The sequence below is a fragment of the Porphyromonas asaccharolytica DSM 20707 genome, assembly GCF_000212375.1.
Taxonomy (GTDB): domain Bacteria; phylum Bacteroidota; class Bacteroidia; order Bacteroidales; family Porphyromonadaceae; genus Porphyromonas; species Porphyromonas asaccharolytica.
This window is the reverse complement of record NC_015501.1, coordinates 935,491-947,436: the sequence shown is the minus strand read 5'-3', so window position 1 is coordinate 947,436 and position 11,946 is coordinate 935,491. Positions and strand designations below refer to the sequence as shown.

Annotated in this window: 8 protein-coding genes and 1 tRNA gene; 4 read left to right on the top strand and 5 right to left on the bottom strand. The window is 51.0% G+C overall.

Going from position 1 to position 11,946, the window contains the following annotated elements:
* The first annotated feature begins 10 nt into the window (after nt 1-10).
* The 3 genes from PORAS_RS03780 (at nt 11) to PORAS_RS03770 (ending at nt 2,782) form a co-directional block, all read left to right on the top strand.
* Nucleotides 11-859, top strand: a complete 849-nt coding sequence (locus PORAS_RS03780) for a Dam family site-specific DNA-(adenine-N6)-methyltransferase (protein ID WP_245528054.1) — start codon at nt 11-13, stop codon at nt 857-859.
* Between the two features lie 48 nt (nt 860-907).
* Nucleotides 908-2,521 carry an AlwI family type II restriction endonuclease gene (locus tag PORAS_RS03775; protein WP_004331330.1) on the top strand — a complete coding sequence of 538 codons (1,614 nt, stop codon included), beginning with the start codon at nt 908-910 and terminating at the stop codon, nt 2,519-2,521.
* Between the two features lie 188 nt (nt 2,522-2,709).
* Nucleotides 2,710-2,782 (top strand) — tRNA-Thr (locus tag PORAS_RS03770).
* 435 nt (nt 2,783-3,217) lie between these two features.
* Here PORAS_RS03770 and PORAS_RS03765 read toward each other — a convergent pair.
* Nucleotides 3,218-6,253: a leucine-rich repeat protein gene (locus tag PORAS_RS03765; protein ID WP_013760229.1), complete on the bottom strand. Its 3,036-nt coding sequence runs from the start codon at nt 6,251-6,253 to the stop codon at nt 3,218-3,220.
* Between the two features lie 586 nt (nt 6,254-6,839).
* On the opposite strand from PORAS_RS03765, the gene PORAS_RS03760 reads away from it, so the two are divergent.
* Complete coding sequence (locus PORAS_RS03760; RefSeq protein ID WP_013760228.1) at nt 6,840-7,616, top strand: murein L,D-transpeptidase catalytic domain family protein; 777 nt, start codon at nt 6,840-6,842, stop codon at nt 7,614-7,616.
* Here the strand turns inward: PORAS_RS03760 and PORAS_RS03755 are convergent.
* Genes PORAS_RS03755 through PORAS_RS03740 form a run of 4 tightly spaced genes read right to left on the bottom strand, consistent with a single transcriptional unit; the run spans nt 7,613 to nt 11,940 of the window.
* Entirely contained in the window at nt 7,613-9,241 is a 1,629-nt protein-coding gene (locus PORAS_RS03755; RefSeq protein ID WP_013760227.1) for a glycosyltransferase, read from the bottom strand. The genes PORAS_RS03760 and PORAS_RS03755 overlap by 4 nt on opposite strands.
* Nucleotides 9,234-9,830, bottom strand: coding sequence for a peptidase (locus PORAS_RS03750; RefSeq protein ID WP_155811466.1), 597 nt, complete (start codon nt 9,828-9,830; stop codon nt 9,234-9,236). The genes PORAS_RS03755 and PORAS_RS03750 overlap by 8 nt, the downstream gene beginning before the upstream one ends.
* Complete coding sequence (locus tag PORAS_RS03745; RefSeq protein WP_013760225.1) at nt 9,823-10,638, bottom strand: purine nucleoside phosphorylase I, inosine and guanosine-specific; 816 nt, start codon at nt 10,636-10,638, stop codon at nt 9,823-9,825. The genes PORAS_RS03750 and PORAS_RS03745 overlap by 8 nt, the downstream gene beginning before the upstream one ends.
* Before the next feature lie 30 nt (nt 10,639-10,668).
* Complete coding sequence (locus PORAS_RS03740; protein ID WP_013760224.1) at nt 10,669-11,940, bottom strand: amidohydrolase; 1,272 nt, start codon at nt 11,938-11,940, stop codon at nt 10,669-10,671.
* Nucleotides 11,941-11,946 lie beyond the last annotated feature (6 nt).

The window sequence follows — 11,946 nt, the reverse complement described above, 5'->3', positions numbered from 1 at the left end:
GTTCAGACTAATGCCTTCGCTACTACCTCTCTTTCCAAAGGAAATCAGCACTTTCATCGAGCCTTTTGCAGGTGGAGGTACAGTTATGCTCAACGTCTACGCCGATCACTATATAGAGGGTGATATAAACCCCTTTGTAGTGGGACTGCATCGTCATCTGATTCAGTATGCAGGAGAAGGGACATCATTCTTATCTAACTTGTTTGATACCGCCAGGCATTATGGTCTCTCCTGCTCTTTTTTAAAAGATGAGATTCCAATGACTCTAAGGCAGGCTTACCCCAAGACCTATTTTGCGAAGTATAATAAAGAGGCCTACCTAAGGCTACGATCCGACTTCAATCGTAGTAACCCCAAAGACTTTACACGATTATATCTCTTACTCATATATGGCTTCAACCACATGATTCGATTCAATACTAAGGGAGAATTTAATCTACCCGTAGGTAATGTCGACTTCAATAAAAATGTAGTCTCATCTCTAGAAGGCTATTTCGAGGCAGTAAAGGACAAAGATATCAGTTGGCATGTATCAGACTTTCGAGATTTACTAACCTTATCCAATCCACAAGTTGGTGATTTCGTCTACCTAGACCCACCTTATTTAATTACTTTTAGCGAGTACAATAAGTTTTGGAGCATTCAAGAAGAAAAAGCTCTTCTTCAAACCTTAGACAAGCTAAATGATAAGGGAGTGGCTTTTGGTATATCTAATGTGACTCACTATCGAGGTCGAGAAAATCAGACGTTTATCGAGTGGTCAAGACGATATAAAATGCACGAAATCAAGAGCAACTACATCAGTTATCACGATAATACACAGAAGCAAAGCCGAGAGGTTTTTGTAACCAACTATTAGGTCATTCTAAACAGCGAGGAGTACCCTCAAAAAAGACTAGCCCTTTATATGAATACGACTAAGAAAAATCGCAGAGCCCCTGAATACAAACCTCTCCTCTATACGACTACAATTAGAAACCCAGAGCGCTACAAGGATTTGATGCATATACTATTGAGATACGATGATGTAGTGCTAGATGAGTCCAGTGTAGAGGCTATCGAAAAGGATCTCTTTCGTGTTGGACTATATCGTCCTATGAGGCGACTAGACTCTATTTCTGACAAGTGGAAAGGGGCAAACAAAGGCGATGTCGCACTTTACGCCTTAACTGATGAAGAGACAGACTTTCTCTATAAAGCAAATAAGCAAAACCACAAAGAGGCTGGCTTCCCTGCTGGCTGGCTTAGTAGATTTGACACCCAATTCAAGCTTATGAAGGTCTTAGGTCTTGTCTATTACAACCTCGGAGATAAGATCGAATTTTCAACTGCTGGTCGATTACTAGCAAATAGTGTATCTATAGAAATAGAAGCCGGCTTAATCACAAGAAAAATGCTCCACCCCCATTATGAGCGCCTCGTGTTTTTGAACGCCTTTGCACGACATCAAAGAGGAAATCCTTTCATCCGTGAGTTAAATCGGAACATTCCTCTTGTAATGCTACTTCAAGTGATAAAGCTACTCAACGCTGACCCTGAGTACAACAACACAGGCATTGGATACCACGAGTTACCCCTTGTGCTCTTTTGGAAGGACGATAACGCTGAGGCACTATACCAGCGCATCAAAAAGCTCAGACAAGAGTGGCGCTATACCCCCTCAAGCGAGACTATTAAGCAAATTTGCACGGAAGAGATACTTGGTGGATTCAAGAAGTTTACACTCAGAAGCGTAGTTTCAGAATACCCTGACGACTTTATACGTAAGATGCGTCTCACAGGACTTATATCACTACGTGGAGCAGGACGCTTTATAGATATCAATCACAATGAGGATCAAACTATTAACTATATCCTAACTCATTACAAGGAGTGGTATCATCCTTTTTCTGATGAAAAAAAGTACTTTGAGTATGCTAGTACTATTGTACCATACTTCGACAAAGCATGTACCGCACTAACGATTAAGACAGATGCTGGCAAGGCTTTGAAGAGACTTTCTTCTCTTAGCGAGTATGCTCCCGATATGGTCAAAAAAGAGCTTTCTATCATCGAAAAGGGTAGGAGTTCAAAACACCCAACACTGCGGTTTGTTCCAGCACCTGCTAGGCTCGAATTTCTCACTGCTTTAGCCATCTGTCAGACATTTGAAAAAGTTGCTGTATCGCCTAACTATCCATGTGATGACGAAGGGCTTCCCCTCTCCACCGCAGGTGGTGACAAGGGGGATATCGAATGTATGGAAGGCTCCCGAGGTGTTCTTGTAGAGGTTACCACAGCTGGAGGACGCACTCAGACGATGATGGAGTGCTGGCCCGTCGGTCGGCACCTTGAGACTTTTGCTAAAGAGTCTGGGGACTTTAATGCAGAGGGTGTTTTTGTTGCCCCTACGCTATACATCGACACGATAGACCAGTTTTCTTGGCTTAAGGAACGTAAGGGGCTAGTTGTGAGGTCTTACAAGATCTCAGACTTCATCTCTTTTCTCGAAAAAAGCACCACTTTAATCTCCATTTCCTAGTGATTTTAGGGCGGTTATAAAGGTTCGAATCAAAACAAAGGTCCGATAAGACTTGCAGATTAAGAAAATTGTCGTACCTTTGTGATCCGGGCGAGTGCCACACGGCCAGCTCCCTGTGAATCCCCTAGGGCTTGACCGCAGCAAGGGTAGCGGGTCGTAGCGGCGCGATGTGGATTGCTCGCCCTTTTGCCTCTTTAGCTCAGTTGGTAGAGCACGTGATTTGTAATCTCGGGGTCGTTGGTTCGAGTCCGACAAGAGGCTCTCTTCAAGACTAGTCCTAGAGACTATATCCACAATTGACCAGCAGATTGCTAAGCTTAGCAGTCTGCTCGTTTTTTGTATTCAGATCAAACGACCTCAGGGGACAGCAATTCCGCTGATCTCACGAGTGACCCGTTGTAGGGACGCACGATCGTGCGTCTACACATATCGTTGCTCGGCTCGTTGGGGTTACCTGACCTGCGGTGTTGAAGACCTTTTGCACACCGTCCCGCTTGGTGCCAGTATGCGCATCTAGACCATGACGTAAAAAAGGTGGCGAGTGCCTCACGATCGAGGTCCTCGCCACCTTTTTCTTTTCGGATAAAGCTCTACCAGTTCACACGATAGAGCTCTCCCTCCGTATGATAGCTCGAGAGCTTCTAACCAGCGCGGTAGCGTCTGCCACAAGAGCGACAGACACTACACAACTGGATCTTACTGCTTGACCACGAGACGGTCAGCACCTGATACGCGTACCACGTAGGTGCCAGCGGGATAGCTAGCGAGGTCTACCACAGCACTACCCACAGCATCAGTACGAGCCGTACCAACGAGCGTACCCGTCATGTCGTAGAGCAGGATGTCACTGTTAGCGACTGCGCCTGCCACGTTGAGTAGCTCCTGTGTCGGGTTCGGGTAGAGTTGTATGGCAAGCTCATCGATGGCAGCCACAGCGAGGTTATCCTCCTCAACTATATTACCAAAAATACGCCAGCCCTTAGCCTTGCTGTAAGCCTCCTTAGCGCCCTTCTGTACATAGAGCGTAGCCTCCTTGGGACTATAAATATCCCCAAAGGTTGCCTCGTTGATGACAGGAGGCTCTACACTATAAGCGTAAACAGCACTGATAATCTGACAGCCAGTGAACGTATTAGCCTCTATTGAGCAACCTGCTGGGATATGTACCTCCTTAAGGGCAGAAGCTAGTCCAAAGGCAGCCTTGCCAAATGAAGTACAACTAGGCATATAGGGAACCGTCTCTAGCGAACGATCATAGTAAAATGCAGAGTCTCCGACCGAGACAAGCTGAGGTGTGACACCCTCAGCCCATGCGAAGGACTTCATAGCCGCATTGTAAGCGAGAGCCATCGCATCGATGCGCTCTAGAGATACCGGGAGTATCAGCTCCTTGAGCCTAGGATTGTACGCTAGGGCGAGGCTCGATATCTCTTTGAGTCCTTCTGAGAGAGCCAGCTTACCTTCCAGTTCGATCGTTTGACTGCCTATAGGTAGGTAGAGCAGCTTCGAGCCATCTGCCGTGTAGAGGATACCATTGACACTCTTAAGCGCCGTATTGCCCGTGGCAACCTCGACAGCATTCAAGTGTATCGGCGTTAGGAATGCTCCAGGCTGTATCGAAGTAACCTTAGCCCCTAGAGTATAGCTATCAGCCTTGAGACCTGCGGGGTAAGCGATGAGTCTCGTCTGATCCTTGCTGTAGAGGACACCCTCTATCGTTGAGAACGACTCATTAGCCTCAGGCACGACAAACTTCGTCATAGCCGTGCAGAAGAGGAATGCACGATCACCGATGCCCTTTACCTTATTATTGAGCGTCAGCGAAGTCATCTGGTTGGCACCCTCGAAAGCTAGCGGAGCAATGTAAGTCACCTCATCGGGTAGGACTGCATCGCCCTCAGCCATCCACTTATAGAGTACACCATCGACGATCTCAGGCTTCTTATCTGTACTCGAAGCTGGGCTGCAGACCATATTCACCTCGACATCCTCCTTGAGGCTCTCGATCGTGTAGGTTAGTTCACGGTAGTTAGGAAGCGTCTCACCATTGAGCTGCCACTCATCGACAGCATAGCCCTCAGCAGGGTGTGCCGTAAAGACGAGCTTGCTACCAGCCTTGACTGCCTGACCTGTTTTAATCTCGACACCATCAGCCGTAGCAGTGAGCGTGCCGGTCTTCTCATTGAAAGAGGCAAACTTCACTCTAAAGTGTCCCTCGATACGGTCAAAATCGACCTCTATCTCACGTGCATCGGGCACTTCGCAGCGATAGGTGGACTGACCATTCTGTCCCTCTATCGGCTTAAACTCGCTGCCTCCTATCTCGACCTGCTCGAACCAGTCTCCGATGCGATAGCCCTCCTTAGGAGTAGCAGTAAAATTCAGCATCGTACCTGTAGGCACACGATCGCCAGACTTCACCTCTGTGCCGTCATCTAGTGCGCAGGTTAGGGTACCCATCTGAAGGTCACGACTACGGAAGTAAACGTCAGCACCCTCTGGACGAGCCTCAAAGGTTACCGTCACCGTCAGATCACTAGTTAGATCTTTGACCTCATAGATTTGAGGGAACTTTGGATCACCCTCGACCTTCACGACAGAGCCATTGACACGCCACTCCTTGATCTGCTGCTCAGCCCGAGGGCTTGCCTTAAAGCTAACAGAGGAGTGCTCTAGAAGCATATCACCATTATTGACATTCTGAGCTCCAGTCGTCCAAGCCTCCAGCTGACCATCTCCGGTAAAACTGTAAGTTACTTTATAGCGTTGCTGTGTTCCTGCGGGAGCACCGACGATGATCTGGCACTTCTTCAGTTTCTGTGCTAGCTCCGTCTTGATCGCCTCACTAGCTACATAAACAGTTGTCGTATTATTGTCTGGCCAAAGTGTCTCCAGACCAGAGATGGAATTACTCAAGTGCAAGTCTACGATACGCAGTGAGCCTACACCGCTGAAAGATAACCAGTCCCTCTTCATACGCTCCAAGCGTGGCAGATAAAGCTCGGTGAGCTTAGTGCAGTTGACAAAAGCACCTGTACCTATCTCCTTGGCGTAAGGTAGCTCTAGACGCTCCAAAGCTCCACAGCCAAAGATAGCGTTATCACCGATAGCCTTGCACTCCTCACCAAGGGTCACCTTCTGGACACCACCAGCCAGCAGTCGTAGCACACCATCAGCACGAGAGATGAGTGCGCCCTCGGTTGCGAGGTAGTTAGCGCATCCCTCCTCAAGCGTTAGCGAGGTGAGGCTGGTACTGTTTTGGAAGGGGTTGCCCACGATAGACTCGAGCGACTTGCCTAGTGAGAGTGAGGTCAGTGCGTTTGCATTCTCAAAGGCCTTCTCCCCGATCGTCTTAATCATCGGCAGTTCGAGTGCCTCCAGAGCCGTACACCCCTCGAAGCTGTGGCTACCCACGCTCTCTAGCTTAGGAGCCTTGATGGTTTTGATGCCCGTGCAACCCTTGAAGGCGTTGTCACCGATCTTTGTCACCCCGTTGAGATCTACGCTAGTGATATTGGTATTGCTGATAGGGTCTGTAGAGCCCCACCCGTTGGGATCATCCTCTCCAGGCGTGTAAAAGCAGTTTGCAGCAATCTCAGTCACCCCGTCAGGGATCCTGATAGCTCCAGTAGCATCTCCCCAAGAGGTCAATACGTTACCCGACACTGACTGCGCGACAAGAGCCGTCGCTGAGAGGACGAGTAGCAGTAGTAAGTTTGTTATTCGATTCATAAAGTAATCTGTTATTGAAATATTAAGTAGTAGTGCACTTTCGTGCATAGAGACTCCAGATATACGGAGCCGTCAGGACTAAGTACTGGGTAGCATCTAACCCCAAACTTAGCGAATAGGTGGAGGCAAAGGTACAGAAAAAGAGTTACAGACAAACGGCAAATAAGGAGCAATGTCTCACTATTAGAGGATGTTAACTTACACATTCGTATCTTTATAGTTGAGTTCCCTTCGTGTAGAGTCGAAGGAAATTAGAATCTCCACGTGGATATTTCAGATTCTCCACGGAGTAAACAAAAAATCTCCACGTGGGCGAGAAACATTTCCTCCGAAGTTTCATTTGATTCCTCCGAAGTTTTATTTCTTGCCCACGTGGAGATTTTTTGTTTCCTCCGTGGAGAATTTTCTTTTTCCACGTGGCGATTTGAGAATTTCCACGTAGGAAAGCGATTGGCTAGAGGCACTAGTGACACTAGGAGTACTAGTGCCTCTAGAAAAATCTCTAACCTCTAACTTCCAACCTCTAATCTCTAACTTCTAATCTCTTTTTCGTACCTTTGGCGCATCTATAAGTCTTTTACTAGATATGCATATGCTTCACAGCTCTTCATTTAGATGGTTGATACTCTTGGTAATACTCGTGCCTAGCTACGTAGCTGGGTCTGATGTCTCTCTGTGGGACATACCTCCTACGGGACACCGTGTGACGGTCGTACCCACCTCAGCAGAGCGACAGCAGATCCGTCAGCTCTATACGCAGATGGGACTAGAGGGAAGGCTCTCGTTTGAGGCCTTTAGCCTAGGTGTGCGGGGATACAATCAGATCTCAAACAAGCATCGCTCACGACTCACCATTGTGGACTTCTCCAAGCCCTCGACTCAGGAGCGCATGTTTGTCATCGATATGGAGCAGGGCAAGCTCCTCTATGCTACGCTCTGTGCGCATGGACGTGGTAGCGGGGAGAACTATGCCACCTCTTTTTCCAACCAACCTAACTCACATCAGAGCTCTCTGGGCTTCTACCTAACCAATGAGACTTACAGCGGGAACAACGGCTACTCGCTACGTCTCGATGGACTAGAGCGTGGGTACAACGATCAGGCGCGGGCACGGGCTATCGTCGTACATGGTGCTGCCTATGTCAATGATCAGATCATACGACAGGGACGTCTCGGGCGTAGCTACGGTTGCCCCGCAGTACCTCGTGCACTGGCGCGCCCCATCATCGATGCGATCAAGGGGGGTAGCGTCCTATACATCTACGCCAATCGTCCTGACTACCTCGCCCAGAGTATGGTACCACGCTCCGAGATGGAGCCTACCAGAGCCGATCAGAATAGTCGCACACAACTGATCAACTAGTCAGACGTCATCATCTGACGGTAAGCCTCTATGTAGTAGTCATAATAGTGTGCCCAGAGCGCATGGGAGGCGGTCTTCCGTGCCTGCTTGTAGCACGCCTTCGGAAGCCCTGCAGTAGCGCGCTCTAGGATCGTCGCCAGTGCTTTCGTCACAGTCGCATCGTCATAATCACGACGCAGGATAACCTGCACACCATGATGCAGGCTTTCTGTAGCACGCTCTCCATAGAGCTCTAGAATCGCCTGACCGAAGCCAGACAAGTCGGTCGTCACCGTTGGCACCCCATAGGCGATACTCTCCAGCGGGGTGTAGCCCCACGGCTCATAGTAAGAGGGGAAGAGTGTCAGGTCAAGGGCACTCAGCAGATCATAATAAGGTAGGTCTAGGATACCGTCGTGACCATCGAGGTAGGTGGGCACAAAGATCGGATAGATGCGCTGCTCTGTCGCTCCTCTTCGGAGGAATTCGCCGAGACGATTAGCAAGCGTATCCTCTCGCAGATTGTGTAGCCAGTGCGTTAAGTAAGGATACTGTAGCGGGGACTTGCTAGTCCCTAGGTCGGTATGGCTGAGCTGGTAAGCGATATCTGCTCTTGACTCAGCAACCCAAGCAGGAATAAAGAAGTAAAGGATCAGATCAAACGACAGCTTCGTCTGCTGCTGGAGGAGGCTATCAATAGAGGAGACAATGAGATCGATCCCTTTATTGCGATACTCGTAGCGTCCTGAGGTAGCGACAAGCGTCGTGCTCTCAGAGTCAAAACTCTCGCCATAGAGAGCACTGGCAACGTCTAGTAACCGCTGGCGAGCCTTTGACTTGAGTCGGCTTGTAGCCAATGCGTGGAAGCCATTGGGCAAGACCACTGGCGTACGCTCCAAGAGCTGCGTACACTCTAGAGCGGTAACCTCGCTGACCGTCGCAAAGATGGTCGCGGTATGGGCAGCTGCCTTCTCTAGCGCATGCTTTGCCTCGACATGTAGTTCGCTCGCCATCTGGTCTCCATGGTAGCCCGTGAAGTAGCGGTAGAGATCCTTGCCATTGCTACAGATAGAGCGCCCCACGGTCGTGGCATGGGTGATAAAGAGCGAGCGCAGGTCGGGCTGCTGCAGGTGATGATAGAGCAGACCCATGCCAGTGATCCACTCATTATAAATGGCTATCGGCTGACTACTAGGCGGCGCAAGCTGCGGTGTCACGACGAGCAGTGTCGCTGCCGCTGCAACGGCAAAGAGACAGGAGTCATCATAGTCGCCATAGCCTAGATCGGACTGGATGCCGTACTGCTGCCACATGAGGTAGTAAAGCTGGTCACGGACTGTGGCGAGCGGCTTGTAGTCCACAAGGATCGTTTGCGCTTCGCCCCCAGGGGTGAGCCAGTAGCCCTGGGTGATCGGCAGCTCCACCCCTAGTAGCGATATATGACTCGGCAAGGTGATGCAAAAGGTCTCCGAGCGAAAGTCCACCATCTCCTCCGTCGGTCGTAGATGAGGACCTACAAAAAGAACCTGCTCCGCCCCGTGGCGATGCATCATCTCGCCCGCCCGTGACGAGAGAACGGTGTAGATACCACCCACCTTATTGGCGACCTCCCACGACACCTCTGTAATAAAGTATGCGTCAATCATTGCTTGCTGTGCGCTCTTCTAATGTAATCAACAGGTCATACGCCACACGACGACAGTGCATCGGTAGCTCTTCGGCAGAGACATACGACTCCAGAACTTCCGTCAGCTTCTCTGACAAAGGCTTGTCGGGCTGTCGCTTCGTATAGTTTGCGATGGTGAGGAGCGCCACGTAAAGCCTCGACTCATCAGTAGCGCTGCTTAAGACAACTTCCTCCGCCCAGCGAATGGCACACGGGGTATACGATAAGAGGTTAAAGGCTAGCTGCTCCTGTAGCTCCACATTGTCGGCCTTCTCTAGGAAAGCCGCTACGTCTTGCTCCGTAAGCTCCTCTCGGGGGAAGAGCATCGTGGAGAGGATCAGCAACTCCCGCACGGAGGTATCCCGCAGAGCCTCAGCGAGCTGTCTGGAAGGCTGGTACTGCGCAGCAAGCTCTAGGAGATAGCCTCGTGTCCAGCCCCAATTATAGCGGTAGTCCAGTCCAGACTCCCGCATCGACTGCGCCACAGAGCCGTCCATACGTGTGCGGAGCGCAGCACGTATGTCGGCAAGCTGTGAGGCTATCGTCTCTTCGTCTATCGGGTTAGGCACGGGAGATGAGCTCTGCGATGAGACCACCCATACGCTTGGAGGCAGCATTGGCAGCAGCGACCACCTCGTCGCCATCGTTCGTGTAGTCCCCCTCGAAGTGCCACCCTTCGTTGGTGATGACCGACATACCGAAGACTCGGATACCTGCATGGCGAGCCACAATCACCTCAGGCGTCGTGCTCATACCGACCGCATCGGCACCGACCGTCTGCCAATACTTATACTCTGCGGGCGTCTCATAGGAGGGTCCCGTGAGGCTTACGTAGACACCCTTTTGGAGTGCTAGCTTTTGCTCCTGGGCGATGGTCTCAGCGAGAGCGATCAGCTCACGATCGTAAGCACGTGTCATATCGGGGAAGCGGACGCCAAAGTTCTCGTCATTAGGACCAATGAGCGGGTTGGGCAGCATATTGATATGATCCCTGATGATCATCAGGTCACCCACATGGAAGTTCGAGTTGATCCCGCCCGCAGCGTTGGAGACGATGAGGATCTCGATACCGAGGAGCTTCATCACCCGCACCGGTAGTGTGACCACCTCCATCGGGTAGCCCTCATAGTAGTGGAAGCGGCCCTGCATCGCCACCACGGGGACACCGCCCAGCGTACCAGAGATAAAGTTGCCCTTGTGACCGATAGCGGTCGAGTGTGCGAAGTTGGGGATCTCGCTGTATGGTATGACGATCGGGTCAGCGATCTCGTCGGCTAGTCCGCCTAAACCGCTACCTAGTATGATGCCCACGCGGGGCTGTGCCGATATCTTGCTCTTAATATAGTCGGCTGCTTGCTGATATTTTTGGAAGTCCATAGTGTATTGCGTTTGATAGTGAAAAGGAAATTAGCCCTTACGATGTAGTAGATCGTGAGCTGTGCGACGAGCCATCTCGATGATGCGCTCCATACCGACGATCTCACGGTCACGCATGAGGATTGCTCCGTCCACGATGGTCGTCGAGACGATTGTCGAGGAGCCTGCGTAAACTAGATTCGAAGTAAGATTGTGACAAGGCACCATGCTCGGGGCCTGGAGATCTATGAGACAAAGATCGGCCAGATAGCCCTCCTCGATGCGTCCACCCTTGAGTCCCAGCATAGCATAGCCCACCTCCGTCGCCGAGCGGTAGATGTCGGTCGCACAGACCGCTGTCGGGTCGTAGCGCCATACCTTGCCAAGGAGCGAAGCCATACGCATAGCGATGTACATGTCTAGGTCGTTGCTTGAAGAGCATCCGTCGGTGCCGATAGCTACTGGGATGCCTCGCTCCTTCATCTCTTCGTAGCGGAAGCGTCCCCCACTAGCCAGCTTCATATTGCTCGCAGGGTTGTGTACTAGTGTACAGCCGTGACGTGCTAAGATGTCTAGCTCCTCATCGTCTAGCCATAAGCTGTGCGCCATAATGCAGCGTGGTGAGAGCGCATCGATCTGCTCTAGGTAGCGCACAGGTGTCGTGCCATGCTCAGCAATGCAATCCTTCACCTCACGCTCTGTCTCGGAGAGGTGCAGGTGAATGGGGATCTCATGCTCCTCGGCAAACTCCTTGGCAAAGTGCAACTGATCGCCCGAAACGGTGTAGATAGCGTGTGGCCCCACACTCCAGCCGATCCGCTCAGGGAGCTCAGCAAAGAGCTGCTCATAGCGGTAGCAGTTGTCCCGATCTAGCTGCGCCCGCTCCGCATCGCCACGGTCGAAGAGCGTGTAGCTCAGATTGGCTCTTATGCCAGTCTCCAGCACCGCACGAGCGGTCGCCTCAGGCGCTGTGTACATATCGAGGAAGCAGGTCGTACCGCTCTGGATCATCTCCACACAGCCGAGCAAAGCTCCGACGTAGATGTCCTCCTCAGTCATATGTGCCTCCACTGGCCAGATGTAATCCTCCAGCCAAGTCTGCAACGGCAGGTCATCGCCATACCCTCTAAAGAGCGTCATAGCACAGTGTGTGTGTCCGTTGCAGAGTCCTGGCACGACCGCCTTATCACGGCCGTCGAGAATGATCGTATCCTCATCGATCGGGAGCAGATCCGTACCGATCTTGTCGATACGGTTGTCCACGATCAAGAGGTCTTGCGTCGCCCCTCCGATGAGCGACTCCTTAATTAGTATACTACTCATGCCAGC